This is a genomic window from Pseudomonas sp. NPDC087358 (genome assembly GCF_044900785.1).
In the GTDB taxonomy this organism is placed as follows: Bacteria; Pseudomonadota; Gammaproteobacteria; order Pseudomonadales; family Pseudomonadaceae; genus Aquipseudomonas.
In genome coordinates this window covers 75474-96164 of the sequence record NZ_JBJDOA010000007.1, presented here as the reverse complement: position 1 = coordinate 96164, position 20691 = coordinate 75474, and the positions used below count along the sequence as shown (strand labels likewise).

18 protein-coding genes are annotated in these 20691 nt (G+C 60.1%); 4 read left to right on the top strand and 14 right to left on the bottom strand.

Annotated elements, in window-relative coordinates:
• From ACI2KS_RS17535 to ACI2KS_RS17500, 8 genes are all read right to left on the bottom strand, one after another.
• Positions 1-909 (bottom strand): peptidoglycan DD-metalloendopeptidase family protein, encoded by a 909-nt coding sequence (locus ACI2KS_RS17535; RefSeq protein ID WP_404622258.1) that lies wholly within the window; start codon positions 907-909, stop codon positions 1-3.
• Positions 910-1262: 353 nt separating this feature from the next.
• Positions 1263-2159: a response regulator gene (locus tag ACI2KS_RS17530; protein ID WP_404622257.1), complete on the bottom strand. Its 897-nt coding sequence runs from the start codon at positions 2157-2159 to the stop codon at positions 1263-1265.
• Positions 2160-2346: 187 nt separating this feature from the next.
• A complete protein-coding gene (phoU, locus tag ACI2KS_RS17525) occupies positions 2347-3105 on the bottom strand; it encodes a phosphate signaling complex protein PhoU (protein ID WP_404622256.1) in 759 nt (252 codons plus the stop codon).
• A 54-nt stretch (positions 3106-3159) separates the two neighbouring features.
• Entirely contained in the window at positions 3160-3990 is an 831-nt protein-coding gene (pstB, locus tag ACI2KS_RS17520) for a phosphate ABC transporter ATP-binding protein PstB (RefSeq protein ID WP_404622255.1), read from the bottom strand.
• 109 nt (positions 3991-4099) lie between these two features.
• Complete coding sequence (gene pstA / locus ACI2KS_RS17515) at positions 4100-5770, bottom strand: phosphate ABC transporter permease PstA (RefSeq protein WP_404622254.1); 1671 nt, start codon at positions 5768-5770, stop codon at positions 4100-4102.
• Positions 5771-5785: 15 nt separating this feature from the next.
• Positions 5786-8071 carry an ABC transporter permease subunit gene (locus tag ACI2KS_RS17510; protein WP_404622253.1) on the bottom strand — a complete coding sequence of 762 codons (2286 nt, stop codon included), beginning with the start codon at positions 8069-8071 and terminating at the stop codon, positions 5786-5788.
• 172 nt (positions 8072-8243) lie between these two features.
• Positions 8244-9215, bottom strand: coding sequence for a PstS family phosphate ABC transporter substrate-binding protein (locus ACI2KS_RS17505; RefSeq protein WP_404622252.1), 972 nt, complete (start codon positions 9213-9215; stop codon positions 8244-8246).
• Positions 9216-9368: 153 nt separating this feature from the next.
• On the bottom strand, positions 9369-10661 hold the full coding sequence (locus tag ACI2KS_RS17500; protein ID WP_404622251.1) for an MFS transporter: 1293 nt from the start codon (positions 10659-10661) through the stop codon (positions 9369-9371).
• Between the two features lie 380 nt (positions 10662-11041).
• On the opposite strand from ACI2KS_RS17500, the gene ACI2KS_RS17495 reads away from it, so the two are divergent.
• A complete protein-coding gene (locus tag ACI2KS_RS17495) occupies positions 11042-11443 on the top strand; it encodes an acyl-CoA thioesterase (RefSeq protein WP_093466337.1) in 402 nt (133 codons plus the stop codon).
• 100 nt (positions 11444-11543) lie between these two features.
• Complete coding sequence (locus tag ACI2KS_RS17490) at positions 11544-12470, top strand: D-hexose-6-phosphate mutarotase (protein ID WP_404622250.1); 927 nt, start codon at positions 11544-11546, stop codon at positions 12468-12470.
• Positions 12471-12582: 112 nt separating this feature from the next.
• Here the strand turns inward: ACI2KS_RS17490 and ACI2KS_RS17485 are convergent, their stop codons facing one another.
• From ACI2KS_RS17485 to ACI2KS_RS17460, 6 genes are all read right to left on the bottom strand, one after another.
• A complete protein-coding gene (locus ACI2KS_RS17485) occupies positions 12583-13119 on the bottom strand; it encodes a DUF3299 domain-containing protein (protein ID WP_404622249.1) in 537 nt (178 codons plus the stop codon).
• 80 nt (positions 13120-13199) lie between these two features.
• Complete coding sequence (locus tag ACI2KS_RS17480; protein WP_404622248.1) at positions 13200-13445, bottom strand: GlsB/YeaQ/YmgE family stress response membrane protein; 246 nt, start codon at positions 13443-13445, stop codon at positions 13200-13202.
• Positions 13446-13664: 219 nt separating this feature from the next.
• The gene (locus tag ACI2KS_RS17475; protein WP_404622247.1) at positions 13665-14747 is read right to left on the bottom strand and encodes a 5-(carboxyamino)imidazole ribonucleotide synthase; all 1083 of its coding nucleotides are present in this window, start codon (positions 14745-14747) and stop codon (positions 13665-13667) included.
• A 7-nt stretch (positions 14748-14754) separates the two neighbouring features.
• Positions 14755-15246, bottom strand: coding sequence for a 5-(carboxyamino)imidazole ribonucleotide mutase (gene purE, locus ACI2KS_RS17470; protein ID WP_404622246.1), 492 nt, complete (start codon positions 15244-15246; stop codon positions 14755-14757).
• Positions 15247-15482: 236 nt separating this feature from the next.
• Complete coding sequence (locus ACI2KS_RS17465; protein ID WP_404622245.1) at positions 15483-16043, bottom strand: hypothetical protein; 561 nt, start codon at positions 16041-16043, stop codon at positions 15483-15485.
• A gap of 179 nt (positions 16044-16222) precedes the next feature.
• A complete protein-coding gene (locus ACI2KS_RS17460) occupies positions 16223-17125 on the bottom strand; it encodes a LysR substrate-binding domain-containing protein (RefSeq protein WP_404622499.1) in 903 nt (300 codons plus the stop codon).
• 309 nt (positions 17126-17434) lie between these two features.
• Between ACI2KS_RS17460 and ACI2KS_RS17455 the strand changes: the two genes are divergently transcribed.
• Both ACI2KS_RS17455 and ACI2KS_RS17450 read left to right on the top strand, forming a co-directional pair.
• Positions 17435-18859, top strand: coding sequence for an aspartate ammonia-lyase (locus tag ACI2KS_RS17455; protein WP_404622244.1), 1425 nt, complete (start codon positions 17435-17437; stop codon positions 18857-18859).
• A gap of 367 nt (positions 18860-19226) precedes the next feature.
• Positions 19227-20681 (top strand): alanine/glycine:cation symporter family protein, encoded by a 1455-nt coding sequence (locus tag ACI2KS_RS17450; RefSeq protein WP_404622243.1) that lies wholly within the window; start codon positions 19227-19229, stop codon positions 20679-20681.
• The last annotated feature ends 10 nt before the right edge of the window (positions 20682-20691 follow it).

Below are 20691 nucleotides of genomic sequence, written 5' to 3'. Positions count from 1 at the left end.
TCAATTCCCCCCGACCGCAAAATTCGGCAGGTTCTGCACCGGTTGGGCAAACTCGTACGGGATCGACTCCAGCGCCAGCCCGACGTTGCGCTGCACCACGAAGTGCAGATGCGGCCCGGTGCTATTGCCGGTGTTGCCTGAACGCCCCAACGCCGTGCCAACCGTCACTCGCTCGCCCTCTTTCACGCTGACCGAGCCCTGCTTGAGATGCAGGTACACGCCCATGGTGCCGTCATCGTGAAGGATGCGCACAAAGTTGCCCGACGGATTGGCGCCCCGGCCAGACTGGCTGTTTTCGGTCTTGATCACCGTACCGCTACGCGCTGCGATGATTTGCGTGCCTTCAGGCATGGCGATGTCGATGGCATAACGGCTCTTGGCTCCCACATGGCTGTAGGCACCGTTGGGCCCCTGGCTGATGCGAAATGGCCCGCCGACCCATGGCAGCGGATACCGGTACCCCAGGCCGAGACCCAGCGTGCTGTGCTGCGGGTCGCCGACGATCGAGCGCAGGCTCGGCTTGTAGGCCATGGCCTTTCCGGCAAGCTGCGGGCTGAGGGCGATCAGCCGTTCATTGCTGCGCGCGGCAATCGTGCGCCGGATGACCTGATCGGCAACGCCGACCACGTTCTTGACGCCGGACAATTTCAATTCGATCTCGACCGGTGCGTAGAGGTCGTTGCGCACATACAGGTTGTCAGTGCCTTTGGTTTTCTTGACGCTCAGGCGCACCTGGCTGTCGAGATGCTCGACCATGCGCTCGCGAAGCTTCATCACCTGCGCGCCGCGAACGGGCTGATCGGTAAACGAGACCACTCCGTTGGCATCGGTGAATCGGTAGATGGTAACGGCCCCGGCCGTTTGCGCAGCCAGCAGCAGTACACACATCACCAGCAAGCGCTCGAACATCGGGGTAGCCCTGGCGTAGGGGAAGAATGAGGGCCAGCCTAACAGCGATACCGATAGAAAAGGACTTATGCGTATCAATCGGCAATAGACGAAGCGTCAAGGAAATCGCGTCAGGCTCGGGCGCGATGGGTTTTGCAATTTCTATGCAGAGGGACCGAGGGATCCGACGAATTGAACGCCACCTCTGCCGAAGGCGTAGGCGCGTGGCTTGTCCCGCGATCTGGCGGGGACCGCCAGCAACTACTGCAAACCCGATATGACTGATGCTCCTGGGTTGCAGGAATCACGACTGCTGCGCAGCCGATCGCGGCACGAGCCACGCTCCTAGGGCCTGCGGCCAGAATCAGAGGCGATCAGGCGCCCGGCACGAAATGCTTGAGCGCGGTGCCGCGGGCGATCAGACGCGAGAGGTAGTCGAGCTTCTGGGTGTCCTGGTCGACGAAACGGAAGGTCAGTTGCAGCCAGTCGCTGTCAGGCTTCTGCTCGAAAGCGGCGATGGCATGCAGATAGCCGTTCAGGCGCGCGGTTTCCGCGTTTTCGCCTTGCTCCAGATCGAGCACGGCGCTGTCGAGGATCTGCGGCAGCACGTCCCCACGGCGTACGACCAGGGAAGCCTCCTTGAGCGTCAAAGCCTTGATGACGCACTGCTGAGTGCCACTGGACAGCCGCAGTTGCCCCTGACCGCGACCTGTCGGCTCTGCGGCCGCTGCCGGCTTGGCCATCGGCTTGATCAACGGCTGCGCAGGCGCAGAAGCTGTGGACCCGGCAGAAACGACTTCCGGGCGATTGCCCGTCAGTGCTCCCAGCGAGTCATTGGCAAATGCTGCGTTCACGCGCGCCGGGGCGCCGGTCATCAGCGCCTCCAGCTTGCCGACCTTGTGCAGGGCTTTTTTGACCTTGGTCAGCAACTGCTCATTGGTGAACGGCTTGCCGATGAAGTCCGAAACACCGGCCTGAATCGCCTGAATGACGTTTTCCTTGTCGCCACGGCTGGTCACCATGATGAACGGCATGTTCTTCAAGCTTTCCTGCTGACGGCACCAAGTCAGCAATTCGAGCCCTGACATCTCGGGCATTTCCCAGTCGCACAAGACCAGGTCGAACGCTTCGCGGGTCAGCAATACCTGAGCTTTGCGACCGTTGACCGCATCCTCCAGCGAGACGCCGGGAAAGGCGTTACGCAGTCCTTTCTTTACCAGATCGCGGATGAACGGCGCGTCATCCACCACCAATACACTGACTTTACTCATCGACGCTCCGAATGGCGTGTTCACCGCAAATGGCGAGCATATCGCCGGCTCATGGCCAGCTGCCAAATTGTTTGACGACACCGGGACATTTCATTCGCGGGTGACTTGAAAATAGGCGACTGGGAAACAGCTGATTCCCACCCAAAAAAAAGCCCGGCATTGGCCAGGCGTTTTTTCTCAGGCAATCTTACTTATCGTCAGGTGAGGCCGGAACATTAGGTATTTCGGCGGAACGACCTTTGACTTCTTCCTGCATGCGCTTGAGACCCAGGTGGCGCACGTCGGTACCGCGTACCAGGTAGATCACCAGCTCCGAGATGTTGCGTGCGTGGTCGCCAATACGCTCCAGCGAACGCAGCACCCAGATAACGTTGAGCACACGAGAGATCGAGCGCGGGTCTTCCATCATGTAGGTCACCAGCTCGCGCAGAGCGGTCTTGTACTCGCGGTCGATGGTCTTGTCGTACTGCGCCACCGACAGCGCCAGATCGGCGTCGAACCGGGCAAAGGAGTCCAGCGCGTCGCGCACCATGCTGCGCACCTGATCACCGATGTGCCGCACTTCCACGTAGCCACGCGGCGACTCGCCTTCTTCGCACAGCTGAATGGCGCGACGGGCGATCTTGGTGGACTCATCGCCGATGCGTTCCAGGTCGATCACCGACTTGGAGATGCTGATGATCAGGCGCAGGTCCGAGGCCGCAGGCTGACGACGCGCCAGAATGCGCAAACACTCCTCATCGATGTTGCGTTCCATCTGGTTGATCTGGTCATCGACGTCACGCACCCGTTGGGCAAGCCCTGAGTCGGCGTCGATCAATGCCGTGACCGCATCGTTGACCTGTTTCTCGACCAGACCACCCATTTCCAGCAGGTGGCTGCGAACTTCTTCCAGTTCAGCGTTGAACTGCTGGGAGATGTGATGTGTATGGCTGTCTTTGATCATGCTGAGTGTCCGTCCGATTGATTGCGCGGTGGTTCAGGGCTGACGAAACACGTGCTAGCCGTAACGACCGGTTATGTAGTCTTCAGTCTGTTTTTTGGTCGGATTTGTGAACAACGTATCGGTGTCCCCGAACTCGACCACCTTGCCCATGTACAGAAACGCGGTGTAGTCCGAAACGCGCGCAGCCTGCTGCATGTTGTGGGTAACGATCACAATGGTGTATTTGGATTTCAGTTCGTAGATCAGCTCTTCGACTTTCAACGTCGAAATCGGGTCGAGCGCAGAGCACGGTTCATCCAGCAGCAGGACTTCGGGCTCGACGGCGATCGTACGGGCGATGACCAGACGCTGCTGTTGACCGCCGGAAAGTCCCAGCGCCGACTCATGCAGGCGGTCCTTGACCTCATCCCAGAGCGCCGCGCCACGCAACGCCCACTCGACCGCCTCATCGAGCACGCGTTTTTTATTGATGCCCTGAATGCGCAGGCCATAGACCACGTTTTCGTAGATGGTCTTGGGAAACGGGTTGGGCTTCTGGAACACCATCCCCACCCGACGGCGCAGCTCGGCAACGTCTTCACCCCGGGTGTAGATGTCGTGGCCGTAAAGCTTGACCTCGCCCTGCACGCGGCAGCCGTCGACCAGATCGTTCATGCGGTTGAAGGTGCGCAGCAACGTCGACTTGCCGCAGCCCGACGGACCGATGAACGAGGTCACACGCTGCCTGGGGATGTTCATCTGAACATCGAACAGCGCCTGCGCCTGACCGTAGAACAGGCTCAGGCCCGGCACTTCCAGCGCCACCTCCTCGCTGGCAAGGTCCAGCACCTGGCGCTTGCGACCCAATGCCGACATGTTGATGCCGTGGGTGTGTTCTCGTTGCATGGGTCTCACTCCGTGCGTGGCTGCAAGCATCGAGCTGCAAGCGGCAAGTTAGGGCAAAAACGGTGACGGCCTTTGACTTGCCGCTTGAAGCTCACTGCAAGGACATGCTTCATCCATCCATCGCCTTGTATTTCTCGCGCAGACGGTTGCGGATGGTCACCGCCGACAGGTTCAACAGCGCGATCACCAGCACCAGCAACAGCGCCGTGGCATACACCAGCGGGCGCGCGGCCTCGACGTTGGGGCTCTGAAAACCGACGTCATAGATGTGAAAGCCCAGGTGCATGATCTTCTGGTCCAGGTGCAGATACGGGTAATTGCCGTCCACGGGCAGCGCGGGTGCAAGTTTCACCACGCCGACCAGCATCAGCGGCGCAACTTCGCCAGCCGCTCGCGCCACCGCCAGAATCAGGCCGGTCATCATCGCCGGGCTGGCCATGGGCAGAACGATTTTCCACAGCGTCTCAGCCTTGGTCGCGCCGAGCGCCAGCGAGCCCTCACGCAGGGTCAGCGGGATACGCGCCAGGCCTTCTTCAGTGGCGACGATCACCACCGGCACCGCCAGCAACGCCAGGGTCAGCGACGCCCACAGCAAACCCGGCGTACCGAATGTAGGGGCTGGCAGCGCTTGGGCAAAGAACAGCCGATCCAGTGAGCCGCCCAGGACATAGACGAAAAAGCCCAGACCGAACACGCCGTAGACAATGGCCGGGACGCCCGCCAGGTTGTTCACGGCGATGCGGATCAACCGCGTAACCGGCCCCTGGCGGGCATATTCACGCAGGTAGACAGCGGCCAGCACACCAAAGGGCGTCACGATCACCGCCATGATCAAGGTCATCATCACCGTGCCGAAAATCGCCGGGAAGATCCCGCCCTCCGTGTTGGCCTCACGTGGGTCGTCACTGAGGAATTCCCAGAGTTTCTGAAAGTAGAACCCAAGCTTTGTCGCCACGCCCATGGCATTGGGCTGATAGGCATGGACCACCTTGCCCAGGCTGATCTCGATCTGTTTGCCGTTGGCATCGCGGGCGGTCAGGCTGTCGCGATTGAAATCCGCGTGCAGCGCGCTCAGTCGCGACTCGATCTCCTGGTAACGGGCATCGTATTCAGCGCGCTCGGAGGCCATGTCTGCCTGCGCGGCGGCATCGAGCCTGCCATTGAGCTCAAGCTTGCGAGCTTTGAGGCGCAGGCGCTCGATGCCGTGATTGATCGCGCCGATATCGGTCTTTTCCAGCCCCGTCAGGTCATCGGAGATCTTCTGCGCACGCTTTATGCGCTCCTGCAGCTGCGGCCACGCCGCTTCACCCTCAGCGATGACCTTGCCGTTCTCTTTGACGTTGACCAGATAGCCGTAGAAGTTGCCCCACTCGCGGCGCTCGAGGGTCATCAGCTGGGCGGGCTTGCTCTGTTCTCTCAGCCATTGGCCCACTACCCAGTTGAAGTCGCTGGGATTGATGTCGCGATTACCGACCTTGAACAGGTCGCGGGTCATGAACTCCGGCCCGCTATCAGGTACGGGAAGCCCTGCGCCTTTGAGTCGGGCACGAGGGACTTGCTCGGATTGCACCCGTTCGCCGACCAGGACGTGACTCTCCTGACCGGGCACATCGTACTGGGCGCAAATCACGTCCGCCGGCCAGAAATGCCCGAGCCCGCGCACGGCGATCACCGCCAGCAGGCCAATGGTCATGATCACCGCAATGGACACGGCGCCCGCGCTTATCCAGACACCGGGGGCGCCGCTCTTGAACCAGCTCTTGAGGGAAGGCTTTTTCATCTGTTTCTACCTGCCCTAGAGAGACGAATACTTCTTGCGCAGGCGCTGACGAATCAGCTCTGCCAAGGTATTCATGACAAACGTGAACATCAGCAACACCAAGGCTGCAAGGAACAGCACGCGGTAATGACTGCCGCCGACCTCGGACTCCGGCATCTCCACCGCGACGTTGGCGGCCAGGGTGCGCATCCCTTCGAAGAGGTTCATGTCCATGATCGGGGTGTTGCCGGTAGCCATCAGCACGATCATGGTTTCACCGACCGCGCGACCCATGCCGATCATCAGCGCCGAAAAGATCCCCGGGCTTGCGGTCAGGATCACCACCCGGATCAGCGTCTGCCAAGGCGTAGCGCCCAGCGCCAGCGAGCCCAGGGTCAGGCCGCGCGGCACGCTGAATACGGCGTCTTCGGCGATGGAATAAATATTGGGAATAACCGCAAAACCCATGGCCAGCCCCACCACCAATGCATTGCGTTGGTCGTAGTTGATGCCCGCCTCATGGGTGATCCACGAGCGCATGTCGCCGTCGAAGAACCAGTTCTCCATGTGCGAGCTCATGCCCAGCGAGGCCCAGCCCACCAGCAGGATCACCGGAATCAGGATCGCGCTCTCCCAGCCCTCGGGGACGCGCAAACGGATTGATTCAGGCAGACGAGTCCAGAAATAACCTGCAAGCAGGATGCCCACGGGCGTGAGTATCAGCAGGCTGAAAATCCCCGGCAGGTGCGCTTCCAGATACGGCGCCAGGAACAGACCGGCGAAGAATCCGAGGATGACCGTCGGCATGGCTTCCATCAGCTCGATCACCGGCTTGACCTTGCGGCGCATGCCCGGCGCCATGAAGTAGGCGGTGTAGATGGCCGCAGCCACCGCCAGCGGCGCGGCCAGCAGCATTGCGTAAAACGCCGCCTTGAGGGTGCCGTAGGTCAGCGGCGCCAGGCTCAGCTTGGGCTCGAAATCGCTGTTGGAGGCGGTGGACTGCCAGACGTATTTGGGCTCGTCGTAGTTTTCGTACCAGACCTTGCCCCACAACGCGCTCCAGGAAACCTCCGGATGTGGATTGTTCAGCGCCAGAGGCAGCAACCTGCCGTTGTCCTCGACGATGATGCGATCGGCGCGCGGCGACATGCCCATGACTGCCGGGCCACTGGCGACCGGGTCGACCAGCAGCGTGCGGTGGGCAGTGCTATGGAACACCCCAAGCTTGCCGGCGGTGTCCATGGCAATGAAACCCTTGCGCCTCTGTTCAGCGGCGATTTGCGAGATCGGCGCGCCAGCCATTTTGAAGTCACGAATGTGCTGCAAGCGCATCTCGCCGTCGACATCGCGGGCCATGAACCATTGCGCGATGTTGCCTTTGGAGCTGCCGATCATCAGCGAGATACCGCCGACCAGTTGGGCGCTGGCGGTGGTTTGGGCATTGGCGTCTTCAAGCAGCTTGTAGCGTCCGTTGAGCGTGCGATCCTGGAGATTGAACACATCCGCCTGGGCTCGGCCATTGATCACGTACAGCCACTGCTGGCGCGGGTCGACGTAGATCGCCTTGACCATGGCCGACACCTGCGGCAGATCGATGCGGCTCTGCTGGCTGGTAGTCTCGCCGGTCGTCATGTTCTCGCCCTGAGTCAGGGACAAGACATGCAGCTGAGGACCGGTTGCGCCCGCCAGAATCAGCGTGGACTCATTGGCGTTGAGATTGACATGCTCCAGCGCCCGCCCTTCTTCATCCAGCACGAACGGCGTTTCGCCATAGGGGTAGGTGATGGTCGGGGTGATGGTTTTCCGGTTGTCCGGGTAGCTGATCGGGTAAGTGTGCTTGAAGACCAGCACCTGACCGTTGGACAGACCCACGGCTACCAAGGGTTTGCCAGGTTGATCCTGAGCGACCGAGGTGACATGAGCGCCAACAGGTATTGGCAACGTCACGCCAGACAGCTCGCTGCCATCCTCAAGGTTGAAGAACACTGCCTGGCCCGTATCGGATACGCGCATGCCGACCTGATTCTGCTCTTCTATGACCAGAATCATCGGCTTGCCGGCGGCTTGCATCCAGGCTGGCGTCTGCGCGGCATTGGCGGTCAGCCTGGCACCCTGAAACAACGGCGCGACAACGTAGGCCAGATAGAAAAAGATCAGCGTGATGGCAGCCAGCACCGCCAGACCGCCCACCAGTACATACCAGCGCGTCAGACGGTCCTTGAGTGCACGCATACGCCGCTTGCGCTGCATCTGGGGCGTATTGAAATCAATGCGCGCAGGAGGGGACTTCTCGGTCATCGATGAATTGGCCAAATCATTCATGCGCACACCCTAGCCACTCTGTATGACAAATACATTACAGCGTGGTGACGCAAAAAAGCCCGTCGCCCCGCAATCGTGGCAACGGACTACTCATTGTGTACAAGCCCGGGAGCCCAAGGCCTGGTCGATCTTCTGCGGGACGACGCCGTCAACCCGCCTGGTGCAACCGCGCCTACAGCCCCAGATCAGCCAATGCCTTGCCGGCCACCTTGGCTGGTAGAGGAATGTACCCGTCTTTGATGACAACTTCCTGACCTTGTCTGGAAAGGATCAGCCTGACGAATTCAGCTTCCAGCGGGTTCAGCGGCTTGTTCGGCGCCTTGTTGACATAGACATACAGGAAACGCGCCAGCGGGTAGCTGCCGTTCAAGGCATTGGCCTCGTTGTCTTCCACAAACGCATCGCCAGCTTTTTTAGCCAGAGGCACGGTACGCACGCTGGATGTTTTATAACCAATGCCTGAATACCCGATGCCGTTCAGCGAACTGCTGATGGAGCTGACCACCGATGCCGAGCCGGGTTGCTCGTTGACGTTGGGCTTGAAGTCGCCTTTGCACAGGGCCACTTCCTTGAAATAACCATAGGTTCCCGACACCGAGTTGCGCCCGAACAGCTGGATCGATTTGCCCGCCAGATCACCGGTTACGCCCACATCGCCCCAGCTCCTGGCATCAGCCTTGGCGCCGCACAGGCGGGTCGCCGAGAAGATCGCGTCGACCTGCTCCAGCGTCAGACCCTTGACCGGATTGTCCTTGTGGACAAACACCGCCAACGCATCCACCGCGACCGGAATCGCGGTCGGCTTGTAGCCGTATTTCTGCTCGAAAGCCGACAGCTCGCCGTCCTTCATCTTGCGGCTCATTGGGCCGAGAGTCGCTGTGCCCTCGGTCAATGCAGGCGGTGCGGTCGATGAGCCAGCGGCCTGAATCTGGATATTCACGCTCGGGTATTGTTTTTTGTAGGCCTCGGCCCACATCGTCATCAGGTTCGCCAGGGTGTCGGAACCCACGCTGGACAAGTTGCCTGATACCCCACTGGTTTTGACATACGGCGCGATAGCAGGGTCAACCGCCGCTGCGGCGTGGGCGGTGACAACACCGACTGAAAAGAAGGTGACTGCTGTCAGCAAACGCTTGAAGGTCATGCCGGGCTCCGTCAGAGGTCATGTAAGGGGGGCCGGTGGTGACGGCCGTGTGACTACTCTATGACCGGAATATGACAAACAAATGAAAGGCCACCACTCATTCGAGGGCGGCCTTGGTTCATAGCAGCGTTTGCGACAAGTGTTGCCAGATGATCAGCCGACTTTGCGTTTCAGCAGATACACGCCAATGACCATCCCCATCGCGCACAGTATCGCCACATACCACGCCGGCCCCATCGGATTGGCCTTGAGCATCAGGGTCACGACCATCGGCGTCAGACCGCCAAAGATCGCATACGCCAAGTTGTAGGAAAACGACAGCCCGGAGAAGCGAACTACGGGCGGAAAGGCTTTGACCATGACGAAAGGCACGGCGCCGATGGTGCCCACGAACAGGCCGGTCAGCGCGTAGAGCGGGTACAGCAGATCAGGATGGTCACCCACGGTATGGTAGAAGGTCCAGGAGCTGACCAGCAGACCGAACGAGCCGAGCAGAAACACCAGGCCAGCGCCAAAGCGGTCAGCCAGCGCGCCCGCGCCGATGCAACCCAGACTCAACAGGACAATCGCCAGGCTATTGGCTTTCAGGGTCAGCGCAGGCGCGAAACCGTAGGTGGTTTGCAACAGGGTCGGCGTCATCAGGATCACCACCACGACACCGGCCGACAGCAGCCAGGTCAGGGCCATCGACAACACAACGGCGCCACGATGATCGCGCAGCACAGCCTTGAGCGGGACTTCGTCAGCCAGGGCTTTGCGCAGTTGCAGTTCGGCAAACACAGGGGTCTCGTGCAACCAGCGACGCAGGTAAACCGACATCAGACCAAACACACCGCCCAGCAGGAAAGGAATCCGCCAGGCGTAGTCCGAAACCTCGGCCGGGGTGTAATGGCTGTTGATCCAGGTAGCCACCAGCGAACCCAGCAAGATGCCCGCAGTCAGACCCGACGTGAGGGTACCGCAGGCGTAACCGACGTTACGTGCGGGAACGTGCTCGGAAACGAATACCCACGCACCCGGCACTTCGCCACCAATGGCGGCGCCTTGAATGACGCGCATCAACAGCAATAAAAGTGGAGCCCAGATACCGATCTGCGCATAGGTTGGCAGCAGGCCCATGATCAAGGTGGGCACGGCCATCAGAAAAATGCTCAGCGTGAACATCTTCTTGCGACCCAGCAGATCACCAAAATGCGCCATGACGATGCCGCCCAGCGGGCGAGCCAGATAGCCGGCGGCAAAAATGCCAAACGTTTGCATCAAACGTAGCCATTCCGGCATGTCTACAGGGAAAAACAACTTGCCCACCACCGCCGCGAAGAACACGAAGATGATGAAGTCATAGAATTCCAGCGCACCGCCCAAGGCGGAAAGCGACAGGGTTTTGTAATCGTTACGGGTCAGTGGGCGCGAAGGCTGCGCGACACTCGAGGACACAGGGGACATGACAATCGCTTCTCTTTTGAGGCTCTCTTGGGACGAAAAATCAACAGCGATGCGGCCGAGGGTAACGGCCGTGCACGCGATTTCTCGACTCGAAGCGTTGATCGGGCATCAAAATTGCGTGCCAATACTGGCGTAGTGCGCCAAATCGGTCCGGCAAGATAGCAAATTGTTTCCGGATGCACATGGATAGAAACACCGGCCAGGCAAAATCAGATTCCAACGGTCGTAGCGAAAGGCTCGGGTCGATATACTGGCCGGCCGCGACGCCGCCGGTCCATCCAGGGAATTTGTGCGAAAGCGTTTAACCAAGTCGATTTCGCAGAGTTTCCCTTTTCAACGTAATGACGACTTTGAGAGTCATGGGTCAGAGGGCCCCCGGCATGATTGAGCTCGAACAAGAAGATCCTATTCCGCAAGGCGACCTCGCCCTGCAGATCACCGCGCTGCCCCGCGAAACCAACGGCTTCGGCGATATTTTCGGCGGCTGGCTGGTGGCCCAGATGGACCTGGCAGGCACCGCCATGGCCAGCAAGGTCGCAGGCGGGCGCGTGGCGACCGTTGCAATCGACCGTATGGCGTTTCTGGTGCCAGTAGCGGTCGGCGCACAGTTGTCCTTTTATACCCAGACCCTGGAGATTGGCCGCAGCTCGATCCAGATGATGGTCGAGGTCTGGAGCGACGACCCGCTGTCCAGCGAATGGCGCAAGGTGACCGAAGCGGTGTTTGTTTTCGTCGCGATCGACGGCAGCGGTCGCACCCGCTCTGTCCCTGCCCGGCGCTGACGCCATTCGACGCCGCCACATCGCACTTGGCATCGAGCGGTAAACTCATCAAGCTTGGCACAGTCTGATTCAGTCACTGTCCTTTGAGTGAGTACCTCTCATGCCAACGCCGCAAACGCCCAAGACGCAGGTCGACTCCATCCAGCTCGGTGAGCTCAATTGCTGGCGTATCCGCCATGGGCAAGCCGAACTGGTGATCGCCCAGCAGGGCGCGCACATCATCAGCTATCAAATCCATGGCGATAAGCCGCTGATCTGGTCCAATCCGGGCGCGGTGTTCAAGAAGGGCAAGGCGATTCGTGGCGGCATGCCGATCTGCTGGCCGTGGTTCGGCAACTTCCAGCGCAATCCGCAAAGCGTCCAGGCGATGCGCCAAAGCACTGAACCGGCCAACGCTCACGGCGAAGTCCGCGCCATCGATTGGGAATTGATGGGCATGGGCGAAGACGGCGATGCGCTGATTGTCGAGTTCATTCAGACCGCAGCCGAAGGTCAACTGCCCGGATGGCCGCACACTGTCGGGCTCAAGCTGCATATTCGTCTGGACGCAGCCCTGAACGTCAGCCTCGTCAGCTTCAACGCAGGCCCTGAAGAAGTCACCTTGAGCCAGGCGCTGCACAGTTACTTCGCAGTCAGCGATGTGCGTCAGGTCAGCATTGCAGGCCTGGACGGAGTCAGCTACCTCAACACGCTGCAAAGCTGGGACGCGCAAAACGTGCAGGCTGGGGACATTACCTTCACGGGTGAGACCGATCGCATCTACCAGGGCACGCCTGATCTGATTTCCGTGGTCGATCCAGAATGGAAACGCAGGATTCAGATCCAGACCACGGGCTCGCAGTCTTCAGTGGTCTGGAACCCCTGGATCGAGAAGACCACGACCTTCAGCGACATGGAAGCCGATGGATGGCAGGGCATGGTGTGTGTCGAGACCGCCAACGTCATGAGCGACATCGTGACCCTCAAGCCACATGACATGCACACGATGAGCGTCAGCATCTGGGCCGAACCGCTGACAGAAGATTGATCATGACCCTGTAGCCGTCCGGCTTGCCGGCGGTGGCGCCGTTGTAATCGCTGCCGCTGGCAAGCCGGACTGCCACGGGGATCGGCGCTCAACCCCGCCTCAAGGCGCAGGCTTAAAGATCCGCTTCTACCACCACCCTCACCTTCGATGCATCCAGCGCATATGCAGCGTCGGCCAGATCATTGTTGACCGTTTCGACCTTCAACGTGCCGATGACCCACAGCGGTGTGTAGATATCGTCGATTTTCAAGCCTTTGGGATAGCGCACGAGCACCAGTTGATTGGGCGGCGGCGGCGGCACGTGAATGCATGCACCCGGATAAGGCACCAGGAAGAACAGCGTGCTATGGCCCTTGGCGTCGGCTTCCAGAGGCACCGGATAACCACCCAGGCGAATCTTCTTGCCGTTCATGGCCGCAACGGTCTTGGTCGAATACATCACCGCAGGCAACCCCTTGCTCTGCTTCAAGCCGCCTTTGCTATCGAACGTGCCTTGGGCTTCCGGGGAGTTGTGATCGATTTCAGGCATCGCTTCAAGGGCTTTCTGATCGGACTTGGGCATCAATTCGAGCCAGTCGGTTTCAGGAAGATCAGCGGCGCGTGCCAGTCCACAGACCAACAGCAGAGTAACGAAGAGGAGACGACGCATTGCGGTGCTCGGCAGGAGGATTCAAGTGCCGGGCATTCTAGCCCTCTGCGCGGCAATAGCGCAGAGGGCCAGACTCAGTTTCATTTCTTTTTGATCATGCCGTAGATGACCAGCAGGATGATGGCGCCGATCAGCGCACCGAGGAAACCCGCTCCCTCGCCAGCATGATAGATGCCCAGCGCCTGGCCGCCGTAAGTCGCCGCCAGCGAGCCGCAGATACCGAGCACGATGGTCATGATCCAGCCCATGCTGTCGTCGCCAGGCTTCAGAAAACGAGCCAGCAGCCCCACGATCAGGCCGATGAAGATGGTTCCGATGATTCCCATGCCATGTCCCTCTGTTTGAATGGTTATGCCAAAGCCTAGTCAGCTATTGGCAACACGCTATGAGAGGGCTGTCCGGGATGAATGGTTCAATGGGATGAGACCCAAAACACTTGTAGGAGTGAGCTTGCTCGCTATGCCGGCTGGTCAGCGATAAATCGCCGTGACAGATCGCTATCGCGTGCAAGCTCACTCCTACAGGAAGAACCGAAAGCCAGCTGATCAGTTTTTGATCAACGCCTCGACCCGCTTCACCTGACGATCCAGCGTCGCGCGGTCCTGGCTGCGCACGGTGGCATGGCCGACCTTGCGCCCGACCTTGAATGCCTTGCCATAGTGATGCAGGTGGCAATCATCGATGGCGATGACCTTGTCCACGGCCGGTACCTCACCGATGAAATTGAGCATCGCGCTCTCGCCGATCTTGGCCGTGGAGCCCAGCGGCAGGCCGGCGACGGCACGCAGATGGTTCTCGAACTGGCTGCATTCGGCGCCTTCCGTGGTCCAGTGACCGGAATTGTGCACGCGCGGGGCGATCTCGTTGGCCTTCAGGCCGCCATCGACTTCGAAGAACTCGAAGGCCAGCACGCCAACGTACTCCAGCTGCTTGAGGACACGACCCGCGTAATCCTCAGCCAGTGCCTGCAACGGGTGATCGGTGCTGGCGATGGAAAGGCGCAGGATGCCGCTGTCGTGAGTGTTGTGCACCAACGGGTAGAAACGGGTCTCACCGTCGCGGGCACGCACCGCGATCAACGAGACTTCGCCGCTGAAGGGTACGAAGCCTTCGAGCAGGCAAGGCACGCTCCCCAGCTCAGCGAAGGTATCGACCACGTCATCTGGCTTGCGCAAGACCTTCTGGCCCTTGCCGTCGTAACCCAGGGTGCGGGTTTTTAGCACCGCCGGCAGACCGATGCTGGCAACGGCGGCGTCCAGGTCCGCCTGGGACTGGATGTCGGCGAAGGCAGGCGTCGGGATGCCCAGATCCTTGAACATGCTCTTCTCGAACCAGCGATCGCGAGCAATGCGCAGGGCTTCAGCGCTCGGGTAGACCGGCACGAACTGCGACAGAAAGGCGACCGTCTCGGCAGGCACGCTTTCAAACTCAAAGGTCACCAGATCGACTTCATCGGCCAGTTGGCGCAGGTGATGCTGGTCGCCATAGTCGGCACGCAGATGCTCGCCCAGCGCGGCAGCGCAAGCGTCAGGCGCAGGGTCCAGAAACGCGAAGTTCATTCCCAGCGGAGTACCCGCCAGTGCCAACATGCGACCCAGCTGGCCGCCACCGATTACGCCGATTTTCATGAAAACCTCAGGCCTCGCGCGGGTCTGGATTATCCAGAACGCTGTCTGTCTGCTCCGTACGGAATTGCTTCAGCACAGTGTGAAATTGCGGATGTTTGGCGCCCAGGATGCTGGCCGACAGCAAGGCGGCATTGATCGCTCCAGCCTTGCCGATGGCCAGGGTCGCAACCGGGATGCCAGCAGGCATCTGCACGATGGACAACAGCGAATCGACGCCCGACAGCATCGAAGACTGCACCGGAACGCCAAGCACTGGCAGGTGAGTCTTGGCAGCGCACATGCCTGGCAGGTGAGCAGCGCCACCGGCGCCGGCGATGATCACTTCGATGCCACGGCCTTCGGCCTCTTCGGCGTACTGGAACAGCAGGTCCGGCGTGCGGTGGGCCGAAACCACTTTGACTTCGTACGGAATGCCGAGCTTTTCCAGCATGTCGGCGGTGTGGCTAAGGGTGGACCAATCGGACTTGGAGCCCATGATCACGCCAACCAGTGCGCTCATCGTCGTGCCTCTTCATCGGGCGCCCGCAGGCGCGTCTAAAAACAACAAGCCACGCGGGAAAACCGGCGTGGCTTGTCGTACGAATTATGACCAGTGCGACCGGCCAAAGGCCGCGCAGTATACCGTAAAGCGCCAGGAAGACAGCCCCTTTGGCGACCATTAGTCAGTCGCTGTTCTGCCGCTCCCGATGAGGATAATCCGCAAGGCTGGAAAACGCCTGTCGACCCGTCTCGAACTCAAGGCCGGCCAGCGAAGTATCCAGCGATATTCTGCCGGTTTTTCAGGCTGTACTGATAGCAATTAGCCCGCAGGTCGGAGACTTCTTCGTGCAGGTAGGTGGCGCAGGGGATACCGAAAGCGTTGTGCTGCAGCTGCGCATCCTCATGGGTAGCGCCCATGGTGTGGCCAAGCTCGTGGGGGATGGTCTGATACGAGGTCAGTGACGCGATCAGGCTTGAACCGTTGATCTCTGCCACTCCTAACACGCTCTCATTGATCTGGTATTGGGTGACCAACAGAAAACGTTCAAGGCCGTCGGCCGCAAGGTTTTGCTCGGCAGCGTAACGATTGGAGGTTGCGATCCATTTCCCCAGTGCGCTCCTTTCATCGCCTCTATAAGCGATGTCAGTCACCCCCGGAATCGAGTGCCTGTAGTCGATGATGAGTTCGCGGCCGGTCACTTTCTGAAGCTCGACGATGCAATCTTTCAAATAGGCGCGCGGCACACTGCGACGGGTTTTGGCCTCAACATCGTCGTGAAAGAAAACGTAGAGGTGTACAGGGTTTTTAGCGGTCATGTTTATGTCCTTATAAAGATACGCCGTCCATCCTGGAGGGCGCTGAAAAAAAGCTTCAGGGGTGAAGCAGGCTGTAAGCCCATGTCCAAAGTACAAGACCCGAATGGGTAATACATTCAGACGCAATTAACGACCCTCGTAGTCTTCGCCAGAAACAATATGTAGGAAACCCGATCCGACTAGCCGCCAGCAGCCTGCTCCAACTTGCGCCATAACAAGCGCACATTGGCTTTGCGCACCAAGGCACAGCGGTACAGACGAATTTCCAGCGGAACATGCCATTGCGCGCCCCCGCAAATCACCAATTCGCCGCGTTCAAGCTCTGCAACCACGCTGAGGCGCGGCACCCAGGCGATGCCCAGGCCTTGCAGCGCCATGCCCTTGAGGCTATCGGCCATCGCGGTTTCGTAGATCGTGGTGAAACGCAGGCTGCGCTGGCGCAACAGCAGATTTACCGAACGCCCGAGAAATGCACCCGCGCTGTAAGCCAGCAAAGGCACGCTGTGTTCACCTTCCAGGTCAAACAACGGCTGGCCCTGGGCATCGGTCGAGCACACCGGCAGCATCTCGGTCACGCCCAGGTGCAGCGACGGAAAGATCTCGGCGTCCATCTGCAGTGCAGCATCAGGGTCGTAGAACGCCAGCATCAGGTCGCAGCCGCCTTCGCGCAGCGCGTGCACGGCATCACCGACGTTGGTAGCGACCAGGCGTGTGGCAATGTTCAGGCCTTCGTTGCGCAGTTGAGCGATCCAGCGTGGGAAGAAGCTCAGCGCCAGCGAGTGCGCTGCGGCGATCTGCATCACCTCACCCTGCCCGCTTTCAAGATGATGCAGATGCCGCAGCACCTCGCCCAGTTGATCGACCACGGTGCGCGCTGTGACCAGGAACAACTGCCCCGCCGCCGTCAGCTCGATAGGCGTACGCGAGCGATTGACCAGCGTCAGACCCAATGCCGCCTCCAGACTGCGAATCCGACGACTGAACGCCGGCTGGGTGACGAATCGACGCTCGGCCGCCTGAGAAAAACTGCGGGTCGCGGCCAGGGCGCTGAAATCTTCTAGCCATTTGCTTTCCAGGTTCATTGTGTCCTCGTAGGGCAAGTGGGGGTCGCGTTCTATGCAGGAGTGAGCTTGCTCGCGATAGCGGTCTGCCTGTGGAATCGCCATCGGCTGATACCACACTTTCGCGAGCAAGCTCACTCCTACAAGTAATGGGGGGCGCGCAGGTGCACGCCATGACCTTCATACGCTCGTCACAATCGGAAGGTCACATCAACATTATGCCGTTTGTGCATGGGGCAGTGCTTAACAGCATTGGTTCGAAATTGCCCGCAGGCCTAGTATTAAAGGCGTTCCGGCTTAGTCCGTGCCTCTCTTGAGACTTTCTCTATCATGTCCTCCGCTGCATCATTTCGCATCGAAAAAGACCTGCTTGGCGTTCTCGAAGTACCCGCTGAAGCGTATTACGGCATCCAGACGCTGCGCGCGGTACACAACTTCCGCCTGTCCGGCGTCCCGATCGCCCACTACCCGAAACTGGTGGTCGGCCTGGCCATGGTCAAGCAAGCGGCGGCCGATGCGAACCATCAGCTGGGGCATCTGAGCAGCGAGAAACACGCGGCCATCAGCGAAGCCTGTGCGCGTCTGATTCGTGGCGATTTCCACGAGCAGTTCGTGGTCGACATGATCCAGGGTGGCGCCGGTACGTCCACCAACATGAACGCCAACGAAGTCATCGCCAATATCGCCCTTGAAGCGATGGGCCATGCCAAGGGCGAATACAAATACCTGCACCCGAACAACGACGTGAACATGGCGCAGTCGACCAACGACGCTTACCCGACGGCCATCCGCCTGGGCCTGCTGCTGGGTCACGACGCCCTGCTCGCCAGCCTCGACAGCCTGATCCAGGCTTTCGCAGCCAAGGGCCAGGAGTTCAACCACGTTCTGAAGATGGGCCGTACCCAGCTTCAAGACGCCGTGCCGATGACCCTGGGCCAGGAATTCCGCGCCTTCGCCACCACCCTGACCGAAGACCTCAACCGCCTGCGTAGCCTGGCGCCGGAGCTGCTGACCGAGGTAAACCTGGGTGGTACCGCTATCGGTACCGGCATCAACGCCGACCCGGGTTATCAGCACCTGGCGGTCGAGCGTCTGGCCACCATCAGCGGCCAGCCGCTGGTACCGGCTGCCGACCTGATCGAAGCCACGTCCGACATGGGCGCCTTCGTGCTGTTCTCCGGCATGCTCAAGCGCACCGCGGTCAAGCTGTCGAAAATCTGCAACGACCTGCGCCTGCTGTCGAGCGGTCCGCGCACCGGCATCAACGAGATCAACCTGCCAGCACGTCAGCCGGGCAGCTCGATCATGCCGGGCAAGGTCAACCCGGTGATTCCGGAGGCGGTGAACATGTGCGCCTTTGAAATCATGGGCAACGACCTGGCCCTGACCATCGCTGCCGAAGGCGGCCAACTGCAACTGAACGTGATGGAGCCGCTGATCGCCTACAAGATCTTCGACTCGATCCGTCTGCTGCAGCGCGCCATGGACATGCTGCGCGAGCACTGCATCGTTGGCATCACCGCCAACGAAGCCCGCTGCCGCGAACTGGTCGAGCACTCGATTGGCCTGGTCACCGCATTGAACCCTTACATCGGCTACGAAAACGCTACTCGTATCGCGCGGGTCGCGCTGGAGACAGGCCGTGGCGTGCTGGAACTGGTGCGTGAAGAAGGCTTGCTCGACGACGTCATGCTCGCGGACATCCTGCGCCCGGAAAACATGATCGCACCGCGTCTGGTGCCACTGAAGGCATGACCTTCTGGCGTTCGCGCTGGCCGCATCGCTTTACCTGAAACACGATCACCAGGCTGAGGGCCTAGACACCCCTCACCCTTTTGAAGGGCCGGAAGCAGACGCTTCCCGGTCCTTTTTTTTGTCTTGAATTTCTGTGGGTAAGCCCAGTCACACCTCCTGATCGGGGAAAGCGCAGACCTTGTAGCAGTCCGGCTGCCGGCGGTGGCAATCGCATAGACGTCACCGCCAGCAAGCCGGCCCGCTACAGGGAGGTGTTGCACCCAAGCGACCCGTACACAAATGAAGCGTCCATTTGAGGAATCCGATTACAGACGCCAATAACGCGCACCGGTATAGTGCGCCCCCTCTAAAAAGCGAGGAAACACCAATGCTCGAAGTCATCAACGACTTCCTCTCGGGAAAATTGCTGATCGTGCTCATCGTCGGGCTCGGTGGATACTTCACGATCCGCTCGCGCTTTGTTCAATTCCGTCACTTTTTCCACATGTTTGCGGTATTTCGCGACAGTCTGCGCAGCAGCTCGGGGCAGCTGAGTTCGTTTCAGGCGCTGATGCTCAGCCTGGCGGGCCGAGTGGGCGCCGGTAACATCGCCGGCGTCGGCATCGCCGTGACCCTGGGCGGCCCTGGCGCTGTGTTCTGGATGTGGGTGACGGCGCTGGTCGGCATGGCCAGCAGCTTCTTCGAATGCTCCCTCGGGCAGCTGTACAAACGCTGCGACTCCGAAGGCCAGTACCGTGGCGGCCCGTCGTATTACATCAAGCATGGCCTGGGCAAGCGCTGGCTGGGCATGGTCATGGCGGTCCTGCTGCTGGTGACCTTCGGTTTCGCCTTCAACGGCCTGCAATCCCACGCGGTCACCCACTCGCTCAATGACGCCTTTGGCGTATCGCCGGGGTATGCCGGTATCGGCCTGGCGGTATTGCTGGGACTGGTCTTCGTCGGTGGTATCAAACGTATCGCTGCCGTCGCCGATCTGTTGGTGCCGATCAAGACGCTGGTCTATATCGCGGTCACCCTGTACGTCATCGGGGTGCAGTTCGAGCACGTTCCACACATGTTGATGACCATCGTCAAAAGCGCCTTTGGCCTGGATGAAGTGTTCGGCGGTCTGATCGGCAGCGCCATCGTCATGGGTGTGAAGCGCGGTGTGTTCGCCAACGAGGCTGGCCTTGGCAGTGCACCGAACGTTGCCGCCGTGGCACAGGTCGAGCACCCGATAGCGCAAGGCGTGGTTCAGGCTTTCAGCGTGTTTCTGGATACCTTCGTCATCTGTACCTGCACCGCGTTGCTGATCCTGCTCTCCGGGTTCTACACTCCCGGCTTCGAGGGTGACGGCATCGCCTTGACCCAGAACTCGCTGGCCGCGGTGGTCGGTGACTGGGGCAAGCTGTTCATCAGCGTGGCGCTGTCGTTGTTCGTGTTCACTTCGATCCTCTACAACTACTACCTGGGCGAAAACAGCCTGCGTTTCCTGCTTGGCGAAAGCCGCAAGGCGCTGATCGGCTACCGCGCGCTGGTGCTGGCGCTGGTCCTCTGGGGTGCGGTGGAAGACCTCGGCACGGTGTTCGCCTTTGCCGACATCACCATGACCCTGCTGGCGTTCGTCAACCTGATCGCACTGGCGATGCTGTTCAAGATCGGTTTGCGTATCCTGCGCGACTACGACGACCAGCGTAAGGCAGGCATCAAGACCCCGGTATTCGACTCCAGCCAGTTCCCCGATCTGGACCTGGACTTGCAAGCCTGGCCCAAACCCGGCAGCGAGCAGCCAGTCGCCATGCCCGAAGCGGCCGATCGCAAGCCCGTCGTCGACGCACGTTAATCATCTGACA

Coding starts and splice junctions, on each gene's coding strand:
- ACI2KS_RS17490 (WP_404622250.1), top strand. CDS start 11,544: ATGCCAACGCCGCAAACGCCCAAGACGCAGGTCGACTCCATCCAGCTC.
- ACI2KS_RS17475 (WP_404622247.1), bottom strand. CDS start 14,747: ATGAAAATCGGCGTAATCGGTGGCGGCCAGCTGGGTCGCATGTTGGCA.
- ACI2KS_RS17495 (WP_093466337.1), top strand. CDS start 11,042: ATGATTGAGCTCGAACAAGAAGATCCTATTCCGCAAGGCGACCTCGCC.
- ACI2KS_RS17450 (WP_404622243.1), top strand. CDS start 19,227: ATGCTCGAAGTCATCAACGACTTCCTCTCGGGAAAATTGCTGATCGTG.
- ACI2KS_RS17505 (WP_404622252.1), bottom strand. CDS start 9,215: ATGACCTTCAAGCGTTTGCTGACAGCAGTCACCTTCTTTTCAGTCGGT.
- ACI2KS_RS17480 (WP_404622248.1), bottom strand. CDS start 13,445: ATGGGAATCATCGGAACCATCTTCATCGGCCTGATCGTGGGGCTGCTG.
- ACI2KS_RS17460 (WP_404622499.1), bottom strand. CDS start 17,125: ATGAACCTGGAAAGCAAATGGCTAGAAGATTTCAGCGCCCTGGCCGCG.
- purE (WP_404622246.1), bottom strand. CDS start 15,246: ATGAGCGCACTGGTTGGCGTGATCATGGGCTCCAAGTCCGATTGGTCC.
- ACI2KS_RS17465 (WP_404622245.1), bottom strand. CDS start 16,043: ATGACCGCTAAAAACCCTGTACACCTCTACGTTTTCTTTCACGACGAT.
- ACI2KS_RS17510 (WP_404622253.1), bottom strand. CDS start 8,071: ATGAATGATTTGGCCAATTCATCGATGACCGAGAAGTCCCCTCCTGCG.
- ACI2KS_RS17535 (WP_404622258.1), bottom strand. CDS start 909: ATGTTCGAGCGCTTGCTGGTGATGTGTGTACTGCTGCTGGCTGCGCAA.
- pstB (WP_404622255.1), bottom strand. CDS start 3,990: ATGCAACGAGAACACACCCACGGCATCAACATGTCGGCATTGGGTCGC.
- ACI2KS_RS17500 (WP_404622251.1), bottom strand. CDS start 10,661: ATGTCCCCTGTGTCCTCGAGTGTCGCGCAGCCTTCGCGCCCACTGACC.
- ACI2KS_RS17485 (WP_404622249.1), bottom strand. CDS start 13,119: ATGCGTCGTCTCCTCTTCGTTACTCTGCTGTTGGTCTGTGGACTGGCA.
- phoU (WP_404622256.1), bottom strand. CDS start 3,105: ATGATCAAAGACAGCCATACACATCACATCTCCCAGCAGTTCAACGCT.
- pstA (WP_404622254.1), bottom strand. CDS start 5,770: ATGAAAAAGCCTTCCCTCAAGAGCTGGTTCAAGAGCGGCGCCCCCGGT.
- ACI2KS_RS17455 (WP_404622244.1), top strand. CDS start 17,435: ATGTCCTCCGCTGCATCATTTCGCATCGAAAAAGACCTGCTTGGCGTT.
- ACI2KS_RS17530 (WP_404622257.1), bottom strand. CDS start 2,159: ATGAGTAAAGTCAGTGTATTGGTGGTGGATGACGCGCCGTTCATCCGC.